Source organism: Paraburkholderia rhizosphaerae, assembly GCF_004366595.1.
Taxonomy (GTDB): domain Bacteria; phylum Pseudomonadota; class Gammaproteobacteria; order Burkholderiales; family Burkholderiaceae; genus Paraburkholderia; species Paraburkholderia rhizosphaerae.
In genome coordinates, this window is sequence record NZ_SORE01000005.1 from 238,441 (window position 1) to 253,570 (window position 15,130).

14 protein-coding genes and 1 pseudogene are annotated in these 15,130 nt (G+C 61.1%); 9 read left to right on the plus strand and 6 right to left on the minus strand.

Annotation, left to right across the window (positions count from 1 at the left end; genetic code table 11):
• The first annotated feature begins 192 nt into the window (after positions 1–192).
• A complete protein-coding gene (locus BX592_RS08735; protein ID WP_134191259.1) occupies positions 193–453 on the plus strand; it encodes a DUF1488 family protein in 261 nt (86 codons plus the stop codon).
• A 402-nt stretch (positions 454–855) separates the two neighbouring features.
• A complete protein-coding gene (gene hpnR / locus BX592_RS08740) occupies positions 856–2,403 on the plus strand; it encodes a hopanoid C-3 methylase HpnR (protein WP_134191260.1) in 1,548 nt (515 codons plus the stop codon).
• A 118-nt stretch (positions 2,404–2,521) separates the two neighbouring features.
• Here hpnR and BX592_RS08745 read toward each other — a convergent pair whose 3' ends face one another.
• The gene (locus BX592_RS08745; RefSeq protein WP_134191261.1) at positions 2,522–2,791 is read right to left on the minus strand and encodes a hypothetical protein; all 270 of its coding nucleotides are present in this window, start codon (positions 2,789–2,791) and stop codon (positions 2,522–2,524) included.
• 285 nt (positions 2,792–3,076) lie between these two features.
• On the opposite strand from BX592_RS08745, the gene BX592_RS08750 reads away from it, so the two are divergent.
• The 4 genes from BX592_RS08750 to BX592_RS08765 all read left to right on the plus strand — a co-directional run bounded on the left by BX592_RS08750 (position 3,077) and on the right by BX592_RS08765 (position 6,578).
• Positions 3,077–4,114 (plus strand): AraC family transcriptional regulator, encoded by a 1,038-nt coding sequence (locus BX592_RS08750; protein ID WP_134191262.1) that lies wholly within the window; start codon positions 3,077–3,079, stop codon positions 4,112–4,114.
• 794 nt (positions 4,115–4,908) lie between these two features.
• Entirely contained in the window at positions 4,909–5,289 is a 381-nt protein-coding gene (locus BX592_RS08755) for a response regulator transcription factor (protein ID WP_134191263.1), read from the plus strand.
• A gap of 238 nt (positions 5,290–5,527) precedes the next feature.
• Positions 5,528–5,809 (plus strand): hypothetical protein, encoded by a 282-nt coding sequence (locus BX592_RS08760; RefSeq protein ID WP_134191264.1) that lies wholly within the window; start codon positions 5,528–5,530, stop codon positions 5,807–5,809.
• Between the two features lie 301 nt (positions 5,810–6,110).
• On the plus strand, positions 6,111–6,578 hold the full coding sequence (locus BX592_RS08765; RefSeq protein WP_134191265.1) for a ferritin-like domain-containing protein: 468 nt from the start codon (positions 6,111–6,113) through the stop codon (positions 6,576–6,578).
• Between the two features lie 35 nt (positions 6,579–6,613).
• Here BX592_RS08765 and BX592_RS08770 read toward each other — a convergent pair whose 3' ends face one another.
• Positions 6,614–7,498 (minus strand): hypothetical protein, encoded by an 885-nt coding sequence (locus BX592_RS08770; RefSeq protein WP_243849433.1) that lies wholly within the window; start codon positions 7,496–7,498, stop codon positions 6,614–6,616.
• Between the two features lie 371 nt (positions 7,499–7,869).
• Here BX592_RS08770 and BX592_RS08775 point away from each other — a divergent pair, with 371 nt between their 5' ends.
• Positions 7,870–8,229 carry a DUF2917 domain-containing protein gene (locus tag BX592_RS08775; RefSeq protein ID WP_134191266.1) on the plus strand — a complete coding sequence of 120 codons (360 nt, stop codon included), beginning with the start codon at positions 7,870–7,872 and terminating at the stop codon, positions 8,227–8,229.
• Between the two features lie 66 nt (positions 8,230–8,295).
• Here the strand turns inward: BX592_RS08775 and BX592_RS34340 are convergent.
• Positions 8,296–8,484 (minus strand): annotated as a pseudogene (locus BX592_RS34340) (GNAT family N-acetyltransferase); the annotation flags it as partial.
• A gap of 441 nt (positions 8,485–8,925) precedes the next feature.
• Between BX592_RS34340 and BX592_RS08785 the strand changes: the two are divergent.
• Together BX592_RS08785 and BX592_RS08790 are read left to right on the plus strand one after the other, a co-directional pair.
• Entirely contained in the window at positions 8,926–9,615 is a 690-nt protein-coding gene (locus BX592_RS08785; RefSeq protein WP_134191267.1) for an HD domain-containing protein, read from the plus strand.
• An 81-nt stretch (positions 9,616–9,696) separates the two neighbouring features.
• A complete protein-coding gene (locus tag BX592_RS08790) occupies positions 9,697–11,148 on the plus strand; it encodes a catalase (RefSeq protein WP_134191268.1) in 1,452 nt (483 codons plus the stop codon).
• 251 nt (positions 11,149–11,399) lie between these two features.
• On the opposite strand, the gene BX592_RS08795 is transcribed toward BX592_RS08790, so the two are convergent.
• The 3 genes from BX592_RS08795 to BX592_RS08805 all read right to left on the minus strand — a co-directional run bounded on the left by BX592_RS08795 (position 11,400) and on the right by BX592_RS08805 (position 15,019).
• Complete coding sequence (locus BX592_RS08795) at positions 11,400–13,298, minus strand: chloride channel protein (protein WP_134191269.1); 1,899 nt, start codon at positions 13,296–13,298, stop codon at positions 11,400–11,402.
• 5 nt (positions 13,299–13,303) lie between these two features.
• Positions 13,304–13,717 carry a MarR family winged helix-turn-helix transcriptional regulator gene (locus BX592_RS08800; RefSeq protein ID WP_134191270.1) on the minus strand — a complete coding sequence of 138 codons (414 nt, stop codon included), beginning with the start codon at positions 13,715–13,717 and terminating at the stop codon, positions 13,304–13,306.
• Positions 13,718–13,861: 144 nt separating this feature from the next.
• Positions 13,862–15,019 carry an HPP family protein gene (locus BX592_RS08805; protein WP_208327879.1) on the minus strand — a complete coding sequence of 386 codons (1,158 nt, stop codon included), beginning with the start codon at positions 15,017–15,019 and terminating at the stop codon, positions 13,862–13,864.
• Between the last annotated feature and the right edge of the window lie 111 nt (positions 15,020–15,130).

Genomic DNA, 15,130 nt, shown 5'->3' on the forward strand with positions numbered 1-15,130 from the left:
TCGCACTTCGACACGCCCGAGTCCGATTATAGAGCGGCTATTGTGCGACTTCAGCGAACGGCATAGGCTGTCCAGTGTCGCTCGCGCGGAGCATGTTGCCGCGCCGTAGCATCGTCCGCTGACCGTGCGGGAGCGTTCCTTGCTGCGCGACGATTTCATCGTGAATGGATTCGGCACACGAGGAAAAGCAAAATGACGATTGAATTTACCGGCCGGCGCCATGTCGTCGCGGCATCGCGCGTCGCATTCGAAGCAAAGGTGAGCGGCAAGGAAGTGTGGTGCAGCATCTCGATGGATGCGTTGAACGATCATTTCGGCAACACAGGTACGTCCTCCCATGAGTTGATTCAGTCATTCGAAGCGAATCGCCCACGCATTGAGGCCGCCGCGCAGCGCGTGCTGGAGCGCAACGGCGGCCAGTCGGTCGAACTGGAAACGGGCGACCTCGATTAAGCGCGTTGCGTCGCGCCACGCGCCTCGGTGCATCTTTTGAAGAACAAACCTGCTCCGGACGAGTCCGATTACCGGTGATATAAAGGTGGCAGCCTGTGCCGTACGGCCTGCCGGCAGCATGAAGCTGTGCCGCCTCTTACGCATGCGGCAAGTCGCGACCAGCCGGCTGCAGACCGGATACAAGCGGTTTCCAACCCGGGCTTGCGTGCGCTTCAGCGCAGACTTGCCCGCTTCGACAGTAGAATCGTCCTGACGAGGAGATCTGACGGGGGAGCAGACCCTCGCCAATATCCACTACCGCCGCATGACGGGCAGCGGATTATGCGCAGGAAATTTCATCGTAACCGGCAGCAGATGACCGCTGCTGCACTTGGCGTGCCGTTGCGGCCGCGAGGAGTTTGCATGAAAGTACTTGCGGTTCACCCCAGTGGCTTGATGTACACCCGTGTGTTCCTGCGTCTGGAGCCTCTGGGTCTCGAAACCGTGGCGGCGGTGATCCGCGAAGCGGGCCACGATGTGCGCCTGCTTGACCTGCAGGTCGAGACGCATCGCGACTTCGATCGTTGGCTACGCGACTGGCGACCGGACATGATTTGTTTCTCCGGCAACTATCTCGCCAATATTCCCGAAATCATCGATCTGTCCAAAGCGATCAAGAAGACGCTGCCGAACTGCTTCGTGTTTGTCGGCGGCCATAGCGTGTCGTTTACCGCGCCGGACCTGCTGCGCCATTCCGAAGGCGCGATCGATTGCGTGCTCAAAGGCGAAGGCGAGTCGTCGGTCGCGCAACTGCTCGACACGGTGCAACAGCGCGGCGATCTGCTGCGCGTGCCGGGTGTCGTTACGCGCGACGGTTCCGGGCCACCGCCGGGTTTTGTCGAATCGCTCGATCACATTCGTCCTGCGCGCGACCTGTTAAGGCATCGGCGCAAATACTTTATCGGTGTGCTGGACCCCTGCGCGTCGATCGAATTTGCGCGCGGTTGCCCGTGGGATTGCACGTTCTGCAGTGCATGGACGTTCTACGGACGCACGTATCGATCGCGCAGCCCCGCAGTGATCGCGGACGAACTCGAGTCGATTCGCGAGCCGGGTATCTTTATCGTCGATGACGTAGCATTTGTGCATGCGGATCACGGCATGGAAATCGGCCGCGAAATCGAGCGGCGCAACATCCGCAAGCGCTACTACCTCGAGACGCGCGGCGACGTTCTGTTGCGCAACAAGGAGGTCTTCAAGTTCTGGCGCAAGCTCGGCCTCGAATACATGTTCATCGGTATGGAAGCGATCGATGCCGAAGGGCTCGAATTATTTCGCAAGCGCATCGATATCGACAAGAACTTCGAGGCGCTCGAGTTCGCGCGCTCGCTCGGCATCGTGGTTGCGATCAATCTGATTGCGGACCCGGACTGGGATCACGACCGCTTCGAAGCCGTGCGGCAGTGGTGCCTCGAGATTCCAGAAATCGTGAATATCAGTGTGAATACGCCTTATCCGGGCACCGAGATCTGGCTGCGAGAGCGCCGCCGGCTGACGAGCCTCGACTATCGTCTGTACGACATTCAGCACGCGGTGTTGCCAACCCGTTTGCCATTGCCTGAGTTTTACCGGGAGTTGGTCAACACGCAGCAGGTGCTCAACCGCAAACATCTCGGTTGGGCTGCGTTGCGCGGCGCGCTCGGAAAAGCATGCCAGCACCTGTTGCACGGCCAGACGAATTTCGTGCGGATGCTGTGGCGTTTCAACTCGGTGTTCGATCCGCGCTTGCAGCTTGCCGATCATGCACGCGAAGTGCGCTATGAAATGACACCGCCGCCCGATGCGGAAAGCGTGGAGGCGCGCGTCAGTGCGAAGACCCTCTACATACACGGTCCGGTCGGCCGCAAGGGCCGGAAGATTGACGACGCGACCGAGCAATTCGTCGATCAGACGCGCATGGGAACCGGCTGACGCACAACGCCGTTTCGCTGCATACCGAAGGGCCGGCATGACGTGCATGCCGGCCCTTCGTTTCATTGCGCGCTGTGTCTGTCGACACGAGTGCGGCGCGCGCTATCGGGCAGACCGGCTAGTGTTTGTCGCCTGCGGTCAGCATCGCGTCCGCGACGTCACGCTGCGTGGCATCCGCAGTGTCCGTTTCATTCATTGAATAGCCGGTTTTCTGTTCCGCGGCCAACGTTTGTGCGCTGATGCCGCGCTGGGAAACGGGAGCGCCGACGCCTGGCTGGTAGTAAGGCGAAGGGCCGTACCCGCTTGCGAAGACGGGCGCGCTGAGCGCACACAGTGCGCCCGCGACGGCGAGCGAGCGGGCGATTGGGATGAGACGGCTGCGAGTCATGATAGTGCTCCTGAATAGTCGAACGATCGGATGTCGGAGTGCTGCGCAACTGATATCGATCAACCCTCCGGAACGTGTAAAAAACGTACGTGTTGATCGTTCAACTTCAATACACGGATGACCGTTTCCGCGTGCATCGTCGTTTTGTGACGGATGCATGCTGTTGCAGCTGTACGTGGGAGTAGTATCTTGACGAAGTCCTCATCGATGAATGATCTGGCGTCCAGATTTTTTGTGCGGAACGCCGGAACCGGAAATCAACGCGGTTTGCTGGGTTCACTGAACATGGATGCCGTATCCGATGTGCTGCGTTTCGTTCGCCTGTCCGGCGCGCTCTATTTGAATGGAGAGTTCACTGCACCATGGTGCGTGAGCGGTGAACCGGACGCGGCGTTGTGCACCAGCTTTCTGCCGCGCGCGGAACGTGTGGTCTCGTATCATCTGATCACAGAAGGGCAATGCTGGGCGCAGCTGCCGGGCGATCCTGCTTCGGCCCTTCGTGTTGAAGCGGGCGAATTGCTGGTCGTGCCGCAAGGCGAAGCGCACCTGATGGGCAGTGCGCTCGACATCTCGCCGGTGGCCGCCGCACCGTTGCTGGCGAGCCAGGTGCAAGCGGCGCCGGGTGAAGTGCTGCGCCTGTCGTACGGCGGCGGTGGCGAGCGTACGCGGTTGCTATGCGGCTTTCTTGCTTGCGACGAAACGCTGAACAATCCGGTGCTGTCCGCGCTGCCGCGCATCTTCAAGATCGACATGCGTAACGACCCGCGCTCCGCGTGGCTCGAGGCGTCGCTCGAATTCGCCACGGACGAGGCTGCGCAATGGCGTGCGGGCAGTGCAACTGTGCTCGCCAGGCTCTCCGAATTGCTGTTCGTCGAAGCGGTGCGCCGCTGTATCGATGCGTTGCCGCAGGACCGCAAAGGTTGGCTTGCTGGCGTGCGCGATCGTTTCGTCGGCCGCGCGCTCGCAAGCCTGCATGCGCAGCCCGCATACGGTTGGACTGTCGACGAACTCGCGCGCAAAGTCGGTCTGTCGCGTTCCGCCCTTGCACAACGTTTTACTGACCTGCTTGGACAGCCTCCGATGCAATATCTGGCGAGCTGGCGCCTCAGGATGGCCGCGCAGGAACTCGCATCCGGCAGCAAGACACTGGCGGCGGTCGCGGAGCAGGTCGGCTATGAGTCGGAAGCCGCATTCAATCGCGCGTTCAAGCGCGAGTTCGGCATGCCGCCCGCCGGCTGGCGCAGAAACCGCGTACAAGCGGATGGCGTCGATCATGCGGTTCAGCACACGGAACCCAAACGCTCGCACAATCTTTCCGTTTGACGCCGTCTGCGCGCGTGCAAAAAAAACGCCGCCCGCAGTGAGTTTGCGAGCGGCGCGAAGGGGACCATTGGCATGGTCCCTGGGAGGATGTCCGCTTCAGAGAAGCGATGTCAAACGCAGCGTGTGCTCCATCTGCGGCGATTCGCGAAGCCGTAACCGTTGTTGCTGAATGCATGCACGGCGCTGTACGAAAAGTCCTTGTGGCCAATGCTGCGAAACTTGACAATAGTGTTCAACCGGGTATCTGCAATGTTCGAATGTGATGCTCCCGTCGTGCGTCCGATCCAAACATAGCGCATGCGTTGCGATGTAACGCGCGGTAACGTTCAATGCAGGCATGCAGGCATGCACGCATTCGCGCAGGAAGCGCTTTCACTTGATGCTTGCGGGAACGCGCTCGCTTGTTACGGCGCGCATCCATATGACGCATGCAGGTGTGTTAACGAGGAAAACGGCCATCTATTCCCACTCCGCGTTTTTTTCAACTGCAGCTGTGGGTGCGACGGACCATGCGTCGCGTGTAGCGTCGCGAACTGCATGATGTTTTACAGTGCGCCTGTCGAAGCAAGCGCGAGTTGCGAGTCAGATCGCTCGCTTCAATGCGCGGAAGGATCGGGCGGAGCAGTACGTAGGTGAGGCCGATACGCTTAACGATGTTAGCTATATAACCGATGCATCATTGGCTTCATACTTACATATGATTTACGCTCAAAACCCTTGCAGATAGATTGAATTTTGAAGTCTCAACGGGCGCGATGTCAGCCCTTCGTCAATCCTCATGAAGGATGTGCAGCTTGCCCAACGCTCCCATTATTACGATCGTTGACGACGACGAGTCGGTCAGGCTTGCAACCGCCAGCCTGATCCGCTCGTTGGGCTGGTGCGTGCAGGCTTATGCATCGGCTGAGGCGTTCCTGGGCTCCCCTGGATTTGCACACACGGCATGCGTCGTCTGCGATATCCAGATGCCCGGCATGAATGGTCTCGAGTTACAGGCGCATCTGGTCGGCACGGGCAATCCGCTGCCGATCATCTTCGTAACCGCGTTTCCTTCCGACGCCGCGAAGCGGCGCGCGAGCGAAAACGGCGCGCGTTTCTTCCTTCATAAGCCGGTCGATGCCGCCGAGTTCATGCGGTGCCTGCAATCCGTCCTCGGCTCCGAGCAGGCTCAATGAGCGCTCCTCGCGAAACCGCGAGCCAGCCGACAAATTCCTGACGATCTCATCCGCAGCCATCATCCGCGTTGCAATCCCAGGCGAGACAACCCGTTGCGAAGCTCGATGCACATGTCCGTGCGGATTTGAAATTGCGCGGCGATTGGTGGCTGCCGTCGCCGCCTTTTTTGGCTAATTTTCGAAGTGACGGGTGCGGCGTGCCGGACTTGTGGCGTCCTGCTTGGCGAAGGAGGTGGAAATGAGAAAACTTGTATTGATTGCGACGTCAGCGGCTGCGCTCGCGCTGATGGGTGGTTTCACGAGCGCATCCGCCCAGTCGACCGGTGCGCAGCCGTCGGCCGCGCAACCGACGAGCGCTGGCGCATCCAGCGGCACCGGGTCCGGAGAAGGACCCGGCACGGCGGGCATGACGGCGAGCGGCAAACATCGGAGCGGATGGCCGTGGTACAGCCAGGGCAATAACAGCATGAATTGCGTGGGCCCGATCAGCTTTTGCAACGTTTATTTCGGCGGAGGCTGAAGCGGGTACAGATGCTTCTTCAGCTGGCCGGCTTGCGCACTGCCGAGCCGGCGGCGCTTTCTTCGTCGAACCGCGATCGTTCCCGAAACATGCGCGCTGCCGCGACGCACCGCGCAACGCGCACCTGACTCGCCGAGACTGACGAGTCAGGTGAAGAGCCCTTAAATGCGGTGTTGCGGCGCGCCAATCCGTCTGCTTGATCAATACCGCTCGCGCGGCGCACTATGAACGGCTCTGGCCGGATTCACCGGCTGGCTCGAGCGCGCGCGCCGATCGCACGCACGCGTGTGGGGAGGGAACCATGTCCGAACTCGATCAGCGGAGTGTGGTTGGCGTGCTCAATCACATTCTCGAATCGGAGTTGGCCGGCGTCGTGCGCTATACGCACTACTCGTTTCTCGTGTTCGGCTTCGGCCGCATTCCGATCGTCGCGTGGCTTCGGCAACAGGCGGATGAATCGCTGCTGCACGCGCAGCAGGCGGGCGAGTGGATCACCACGCTTGGCGCCTATCCGTCGCTCGAAATCGGGCCGTTGCTCGATTCGCACACGTTCGATATCGGTTCGATTCTGCGTGAATCGCTTGAAGCGGAGAACGTCGCGCTCGAGCTTTATCGCGAGTTGCTCACGCTCGTGCAGGATCGCTCGGTGGCGCTCGAGGAATACGCGCGTCAGATGATTCACGCGGAAGAAATGCACGCGGGTGAAGTCGACAAGATGCTGCGCAGGCCCGGCGCGCTTGCCACGTCATCGGGTGCGCCGCCCGCGTGAGCGTGTCGGGTTGCTGTGCTGCGTCATTGAGCCCGTCATTGAGCTGTTTGCTGACGCTCGTATTCGTGGTGCTTCATCTGGATGTAATCGTCCTTCTCGACTTCGTGCAACTGCCGAGGGTACTGTTCCGTCGCGTCGAACCAGTGATTCAGCCGGGCATCGAGTTGCTGTCCCGCCGGGGCGGACAACGACGCCAGATATGCATCGATCGCGAGGTAGTAGCGCATCGTATTGCGTTCGACAAGGCCCCGCACGCCACCGACATAGTCGCCGTTCCCGGCTGATCGGGAAAACCCCACTTTGTCGCTGCCAATGGTCGCCAGATAGGTTTTCATCGCAAGCCGTCCAGCGGTGCCATAGCCGTACGAATAGGTCAGGTGGATAAACGTGCGCGCGCTGTCGATCGCGACCGCTTCGAGCATGATGTGATAGTCGCGGGTGCTCATCGGCCCCTTGTCCGCGCTCAGATCGACCCTGAAGTAGTCCGGCCGCGTGACGTCCGGGCGATAGTTGAACGCGACGCGGAACGTCGAAGACAGATTCTCTTCCGTCTTCTTCCCGAGATTGACGTTGAGCGTGCTCCCGCCATCGCTACCCGTCGACACGTGGCAATACTTGGTGTTCAGGTGCAGGATCAGCACATCGCACCAGTTCGCGGGACCTTTCGTCGGATCGTTCAGCGCGCTGTTCACCGTAGCGAACGGATAATCGATCACCGCATAAATGCTGCCTTTTAGCGAGTCCGGCGCTTCCGTCGAATCAAGATAAAGCGGGCGATGAAACGGGTTGTTCGCAAGCTGCGGCGCGAGGCTCTGATATCGGGCGCGAAGCGCGGCGGCCGCATCGTCCGCGGCGAATGACGGCGTGAGTGGCGTGATGCATGCAAGCGCAAGCGTGAATAGCGAGGCGAGCACTCGCATTACCGCGACCGTACGGCTGAATGATGCGCGTCTCTCCTTCCATTGAGCAATCGGGTTCATGTGCCCAAGCCTCCCCCAGATTGTTTGTGATTGGGTATCAGCAATCGCCGTGCTACGCGAACGCAATAAGAATCAAGCATACGCCACCGGCATATGTCACACGGATAACATTAATTGAGCCCGCAAAATGCGATCGCACCCATCGCGCTGTTGTGACGCACACATTAGTCAGGACTGGGAATAGTCACGGCAAGTCAGGTGTTCTGTTGACACCGCATGACGATCGAGATTGCGTGTTCGACTGAACGGCATTCGTCGATGCGGGCGGGCCGATTTACGCATGCGCCCGGACAGGCCAGAAAGGAGGCAGGATGCAACACTTGGCACAGCACGTCCATGCGAATGTGCGACTTCCGAAAATTACCTATCACTTCGCGGTCCAACCCGGCGAGGTGTTCTACTGGGACTGCACGCCGGGGGCCGAAGTGCGCACGCTCAGTGAACGCGTGTGGCTGACGCGCGCGGATTGCGACTATGACTACTGGCTCGAACCCGGCGGCGTGCTTCGCTTGCCGAAGGGCGAACGCCTTCGCATTAGCACCGACGCCGATTGTGCCGCAGAAATTTCGGTGACCAGCGACTACTTCAGCGTGCAGGCCGCGGGCGGTTGGTTCGATCGCTTGAAGTCGGTTTTCCGCAGCCGGCCGGGGCCGTTGCTGCGGCATATGTGACGAGGCTTCACGACGGAGTTCGCCGACTACAGGCCGAAAAGCGCGATAACGTGTATTTCGGCCGTCGCGTTCGCGCCGCACCACGCCTCGCGCGACACCCTGCCAGAATTCGAGCGCCCGCTCGCGTGGCAGCGGCAGCATAAAGCTGACCGACGCGCCGCCTTCGACGCAGTCGATCAGTACGTCTGCGAGCGCTTCGACGTAGCGCGTCGCCTCGTCCCCAGCGACCCGACGTACGGTTATTTCTTCGTTCATGTTGATTGTCCGATGGCATGGCATCGTTGTCAGTTTATCGCCTTTGCACGCGTGAACGGCCAGCCTTTGACCGTGCGTATCGGACAGTCGTTGTGCAAAATGATAGAAGCTCGGCGCATTGCTGACTCATCATGCTGGATGCTCAGAAACCATCGATTGTCATATCGACGTAGCAACGCATTGATAGCGTCTATTGCTCCGATAACGCCAATATGTTGCAAGTGCAACCATCAGCCTCGTGGCCGGCGGTCCGTTGCAGCCGGAAACGGCCTCCTGGCAGAATCTGCTGTGCGATTGGCACGGATCGATGGAACGAACTCATTGAGTCAAATCGGCCGGCAACCGAAACTTGTTGCGTAGTCCAGACAGGGTGCGTCACCCGCTTCAAACTAGCGAGCGAGCGGCGAACCGGAGACCTTCTACTTCTTTGGAGTAACCGCAATGAGCAAGATCATCGCCGGCATCAAGATCCCCGACAGCAAGATGGCGCGTGAAGCGACCGAACTGGTTCGGGATACCGAATCAGAACTGCTGTTTCATCACTCGACTCGCGTGTTCCTGTTCGGTGCGTTGACCGGCGAGCGCAAGAAGCTGAAGTACGATCCGGAACTGCTCTACATCGGCGGCATGTTTCACGACATGGGACTCACGCACAAGTACCGCGCCTCGCAAAACCGGTTCGAAGTGGATAGTGCGAATGCCGCCGCGGAATTTCTCCGCCAGCATGGCATCGCCGAAACGGATGTCGAACTCGTCTGGGACGCCATTTCGCTGCACACGACACCCGGCATTCCGCCGTTCAAGAAACCGGTTGTGCAACTGGTGACGGCCGGCGTCGAAATGGACGTGCTCGGCCTTGCATACAACGAATTCAGCGAAGAACAGCGCCGTCAGGTGGTGGCCGCGCACCCGCGTGCAGTGAACTTCAAGGAACAGATTATCGATGCGTTCAATGAAGGGATGAAGCATCGTCCGGAGTCGACGTTCGGCACCGTCAACGACGATGTGCTCGCGCTGAAGGACCCGGCATTCCGACGCATGAACTTTTGCAGCATCATTCTCGGCAACGCGTGGGTGGATGATGCACACGGTTGCGTGCATTGCGATGATCCGTCGCATAAGCACGGCTGAGCCAGGTGCCGGCGTCGATCACGCCGGCACACAAGCTGGATGTGTTCGAAGTCAATTGATCGATATTCAAAAGGAAACCCCATGAGCAAACTCACCACGGCATTCGGCGCTCCCGTCGTCGACAATCAGAATACGCAGACGGCAGGCCCGCGCGGCCCGGCACTGTTACAGGATGTCTGGCTAATCGAGAAGCTCGCGCACTTCGCGCGCGAAGTGATTCCCGAGCGGCGCATGCATGCGAAAGGTGCGGGCGCTCATGGCACGTTCACGGTCACGCATGACATCACGAAGTACACGCGCGCGAAGATCTTTTCGCAGATCGGCAAGAAGACGCCGATGTTTGCGCGCTTTTCGACGGTAGCGGGCGAACGCGGTGCGGCGGACGCCGAGCGCGATATCCGAGGTTTCGCGCTAAAGTTTTATACGGAAGAAGGTAACTGGGATATGGTCGGCAATAACACGCCGGTGTTCTTTTTCCGCGATCCGCTGAAATTCCCGGACCTGAATCACGCGATCAAGCGTGACCCGCGCACCGGCTTGCGCAGCGCGCAAAACCAGTGGGACTTCTGGACGCAACTGCCCGAAGCGTTCCATCAGGTGACGATCGTGATGAGCGATCGCGGCATTCCGAAAAGCTTCCGCCATATGCATGGCTTCGGCAGCCACACGTACAGCTTTATCAATGCGAGTAACGAGCGCTTCTGGGTGAAGTTCCATTTCCGCACGCAGCAGGGCATCCAGAACCTGACGGACGCGGAAGCGGCAGCTGTGTGCGCGACCGATCGCGAGAGCAACCAGCGCGACCTGTACGAGTCGATCGAGCGCGGCGAATTCCCGCGCTGGACGCTGTACGTGCAGATCATGCCGGAGAAAGATGCGGGCTCGTACCACGTGAACCCGTTCGACCTGACCAAGGTATGGCCGAAGAAGGACTATCCGCTGATCGAAGTCGGCGTGGTGGAACTGAATCGCAACCCGGACAACTTCTTCGCTGAGACCGAGCAGTCCGGCTTTGCGCCGTCGAACGTCGTGCCTGGTATTAGCTTCTCGCCGGACAAGATGCTGCAAGGGCGTCTGTTCTCGTATGCCGATGCGCAGCGTTACCGGCTGGGCGCGAACTACTTCCAGATTCCGGTCAATGCGCCGAAGAGCCCGGTGCATAGCTACCACCGCGACGGCATGATGCGGGTGGACGGCAACAAGGGCGGTACGGCCTCGTATGAGCCGAATACGGTCGGCGAATGGCAGGAGCAACCGGATTTCCGCGAGCCGCCGCTGTCGATCGAAGGGGCGGCCGACCACTGGAATCATCGCGTCGACGACGACTATTTCTCGCAGCCCGGCGCGCTGTTTCGCAAGATGTCGCCGGCGCAGCAGCAGGTGCTGTTCGATAACACGGCGCGTGCGCTGCAAGGTACGACGGCGGCTGTGCAGAATCTGCACGTCGAGCATTGCACGAAGGCTGACCCGGCGTATGGTGCTGGCGTTACCAAGGCGCTAGCCGCGATTGAGGCGAGCAAGAACGCACGCTAAACGGCGCTTGCGGTTTGCGCTTGTGAAGTCTGAAGTCGTTGCCCGGCCCGCTAACGCGAACTTGCGTTAGCGGGTTTTTTGTCGTCCAGGCACGCAAGCCGGACAAGCGATTCGCGCAGCAGGCTTTTCGCGCGGGCGGGTTCGTGCGAACCCGTTTTTCGCGGTTCTCGTGTGCATATAAATGTCACGTCCGCAGAGTCGCGTTCCGGGCCGCGTTGCGCGGCCCGTCTACGAAGACGGCGAGGGGCGGACTAGCTGTGCGAGGGCGTTTCCTTTTGCGCTGCGGCAAGCGTCTGTTTGCCGGCGTTCGACCAGAAGCCGATACGACGGAAGCGTTCGCGCTTCTGTTCTTCTTCGAAGTGCCCGAGCGACGGTTTGATCAGATCGCTGCGCGACACGATGCCGATCAGCCGCAGTGACTTGCGATCGGCCACCACCGGCAGCCGTTCCAGCCCGTGCACCGCGAGCCGCGTCGCGACGAGGCGGCAGGTTTCGTGCGGCAGTGCAACGGGCGGCGCGTCCTGCAGCAGGTCGCCGATGCGCGTGTCGAGCGGGTCGGGCAGCGTGTCGGTGGTTGCGCCGTTTGATGCACCGTTCGCGATTGCGATGTTGCTGGTAGCGGTGGTCGCCGTGGCGACGGTCCTCGTCGACAACTCGCGAATCCGTTCGAGCGCCGCACGGTCGATCACACCGAGCACCGCTTCATTGCTGATCACCGGGTACGCGCGCCGCGTCTGATTCGTGCCGAAGTAGGTGGCGAGCGCGTCGCGAACCGTGACGTGCGCGTCGATCGCTTCGACCGTGCGCGACATCACTTCATCCACGTAGTGACGCTCGAGCGGATCGACGCCGTATTCGCGGTAGATGTGGTACCCACGGCGAGCAATCTTCTCGGTCATGATCGAGCGCTTCATCACGACGGTCGCGAATCCGTGCGCGACAAGCGTGGCCGCGAGCAACGGCAGCAGCGCGTTCGCGTCGTGCGTAAGACCGAACGCGAACACGATCGCGGTGAGCGGCGCGCCAAGCGTTGCACCGAGCGTGGCCGCCATGCACACGAGCGGCCACAGCGACGGTTCGCCGCCCGGCAGCACATGACCGAGCACGACGCCAAGGCCCGCGCCGAGCATCAGCAGCGGTGCGAGCACGCCACCCGATGTGCCCGAGCCGAGCGCGATAACCCACATCACCGCTTTCACGACCAGCAGCGCGACCGCGAACTGCAACGCGATATGTTGATGCAGCAGATCGCCGATCACGTCGTAGCCGACGCCGAGCGCGCGCGGCTCGACAAATCCGCCGATACCGACCACGATGCCGCCGAGCGCCGGCCACCACATCCAGTGAATCGGCAGACGGGCGAACAGGTCTTCGACTTTATATAGCGCAGCGGACAGGCCCGATGCGAGGGCCCCCGACAACACCCCGGCCACCGCACAGGAGACCAGCGACATCGCGCTCGGCTCCGCCGTCTGCAGCGGAAACAGCGGCGCCGTGCCGAAGAACACCGCACGCGCGAAGCCGGCTACCGCACACGCGACCGCGACCGGCAAGAAACTGCGCGGCCGCCATTCGAACAGCAGCAGTTCGACCGCAAGCAGCACGGCTGCAACCGGCGTACCGAACACGGCGGTCATGCCGGCCGCCGCGCCCGCGACCAGCAGCGTTTTGCGCTCCGCCGCGGTGACCTTGAAACATTGCGCGAGCAACGAACCGAGCGCGCCGCCCGTCATGATGATTGGACCTTCCGCGCCGAACGGGCCGCCGCTACCGATCACGATGCCCGAGGACAACGGCTTCAATATCGCAACTTTCGGCGACATCCGGCTTTTACCGAACAGGATGGCTTCGATCGCTTCCGGAATGCCGTGGCCGCGAATCTTGTCCGAGCCGTAGCGCGCCATCAGGCCGACGATCAGCCCGCCGGCGATCGGGATCAGCACCACCCATGGGCCGAGCGTGTTGAGCGCCGGCGAACGGTCCACAAACGAAAAACTACCGAAAAAGAACAGATTGGTGAACAGGCGGATCAGGTTCAGCAGCACGAATGCGGCGAGCGTGCTGAGCAACCCGATGACCACCGCAAGCGCGGAAATGCCTGGCAGTCGGGCGTTGCTGGAAAAATCGCGCTTGTGATCGTCGAGACTCATGATGTTTACAGATCGATGTGCGGAATCGTGAAAGCGCCCTTGAGCGATTTCAGCTCGGCGCGATGCAGTTCGGCGAGGCGCGCGAGCACGCGCTCACCGGCTTTGAGCAAATGGACTTCCACTTGCCGGCGGTCGATCTCGCTGACGCGGCGTTCGACAAGGCCCAGCGCTTCGCAGCGCGATACCAGCGCGACCACGCCGTGATGCTGTGCCTGCAGCCGCTCGGCGAGCTCGCCGATGGTGGCCCATTCGCGGTCCGGATAGCCTTTCACGTGCAACAGCAGCAGGTATTGGAGCGGCGTAATGCCTTCGCCCTGCGCAGCCTGCTCGGAAAAACGCTCGAAACGCCGCATCTGATAGCGGAATTCCGATAGCTGCTCGAAGTCAGCTTTGCTCAACTCGCGTGCGAGGGTTTTCATACGGGGGCGTCGGGGTGGGCTAGGGGAAAGTCCCTAATATATCACGAAGTGATATAAATCATCAGGTGGCGCGCGTAGCGATGTGGGTGGTCGTTCCGCGCGCCAGTGCTGTTGCGGCTTGATCGTTGCACTACGCGCGTGGGCTTACGCGGCCCGGTATTCACGCGAGCGCGTCCGGCGATACAGCCCGGTGATCAGGTCGGCCTGCGTGATGATGCCGGCCAGACGCCGGTGCGCATCGAGCACCGGAATGTGGTGGTGACCGTGCGTCGCGAACAGCGGCACCAGTTCGACGATCGGCGTGTCGACGGAGACCGTATGCACGTGTGTGGTCATCAGATCTTCGACGCTGGTGCGGCGCACTGGCCGCGCGATGCCGAGACTCGGGCGGGGTGCGAACCAGCGCTGCCGCCAGCGGCTGACGAACGTCGGAACGCGCTCAGTGGCGCCGCCGGCGAGGTTCGCGCGCGTGACGATGCCGACCACTCGCCGGTCGTCGGTGACGACCGGTAATGCCTTGATGCTGTGCTGGTTCAGCAGGTAAGAGGCAGTGCCGGCAGTGGCGTCCGGCGGGACGCTAATAACCGGATTCGACATGATGTCCCGGCACGAAAGCTCGCCGAAATTGCGCGCGTACGCTTGCATTTCGGTTTCCCGCAGCAGCGTTTCGAGATCGTCCGGGTTTACGTCGAGCAGTTCGCTGCGACGGCGCAACACCGCTTCGAGATCGGCGCGTAGCGACGACTGAAGCACGGCATCGCCGGCTGCATCACCTGCGATTTGCGCGACATGCGGGTAGCGGTGACCGGTGATCGCGTGATAGATCATTGCCGAGCCGAGCAGCAGCACCGACTGCACGAGTACTGGCTCCAGCACGAACTGAAACCCGAGCGCGCGGATCGCCGGGCCGCCGAGCACGGCGGTCAATGCGACCGCGCCCGATGGCGGGTGGATGCAGCGCAACGTGAACATGCCGGCGATTGCGCCAGCTGCCGCGATCGCGGCAGCGATGAACGGATCGGGAAACAGCATTGCGCACGCGACACCGACCGTGGCCGATACGAGGTTGCCGCCGATTAGCGACCAGGGCTGCGCGAGCGGGCTGGCCGGCACCGCGAACAGCAACACCGCCGACGCGCCCATCGGTGCGATCAGCATCGGAAAAGCGGCGCTGGAGCCGAACACGGCCTGCATCAGCGTAGCGGTCACCGCGAGGCCGATGAACGCTCCAGCGGACGAGCGCACACGCTCGGGCCATTTCAGCAGGATCGGGCCTGGCTTGAAGCTGGACAGCCAGCGAATCACTTTAGTACTGGACACGATGGAGCAGAGTGGAGCAAAAGGTCCGTAATTATATTTCAATGTGATATAAATTTAACATTCCCCTGTAACATTGGGGTGATTGAAAAAGCT

Bases quoted from the DNA above. Each gene is read 5' to 3' on its own strand.
- BX592_RS08735 (WP_134191259.1), top strand. From the start codon at position 193: ATGACGATTGAATTTACCGGCCGGCGCCATGTCGTCGCGGCATCGCGC.
- hpnR (WP_134191260.1), top strand. From the start codon at position 856: ATGAAAGTACTTGCGGTTCACCCCAGTGGCTTGATGTACACCCGTGTG.
- BX592_RS08745 (WP_134191261.1), bottom strand. From the start codon at position 2,791: ATGACTCGCAGCCGTCTCATCCCAATCGCCCGCTCGCTCGCCGTCGCG.
- BX592_RS08750 (WP_134191262.1), top strand. From the start codon at position 3,077: ATGGATGCCGTATCCGATGTGCTGCGTTTCGTTCGCCTGTCCGGCGCG.
- BX592_RS08760 (WP_134191264.1), top strand. From the start codon at position 5,528: ATGAGAAAACTTGTATTGATTGCGACGTCAGCGGCTGCGCTCGCGCTG.
- BX592_RS08765 (WP_134191265.1), top strand. From the start codon at position 6,111: ATGTCCGAACTCGATCAGCGGAGTGTGGTTGGCGTGCTCAATCACATT.
- BX592_RS08770 (WP_243849433.1), bottom strand. From the start codon at position 7,498: ATGCGAGTGCTCGCCTCGCTATTCACGCTTGCGCTTGCATGCATCACG.
- BX592_RS08775 (WP_134191266.1), top strand. From the start codon at position 7,870: ATGCAACACTTGGCACAGCACGTCCATGCGAATGTGCGACTTCCGAAA.
- BX592_RS08785 (WP_134191267.1), top strand. From the start codon at position 8,926: ATGAGCAAGATCATCGCCGGCATCAAGATCCCCGACAGCAAGATGGCG.
- BX592_RS08790 (WP_134191268.1), top strand. From the start codon at position 9,697: ATGAGCAAACTCACCACGGCATTCGGCGCTCCCGTCGTCGACAATCAG.
- BX592_RS08795 (WP_134191269.1), bottom strand. From the start codon at position 13,298: ATGAGTCTCGACGATCACAAGCGCGATTTTTCCAGCAACGCCCGACTG.
- BX592_RS08800 (WP_134191270.1), bottom strand. From the start codon at position 13,717: ATGAAAACCCTCGCACGCGAGTTGAGCAAAGCTGACTTCGAGCAGCTA.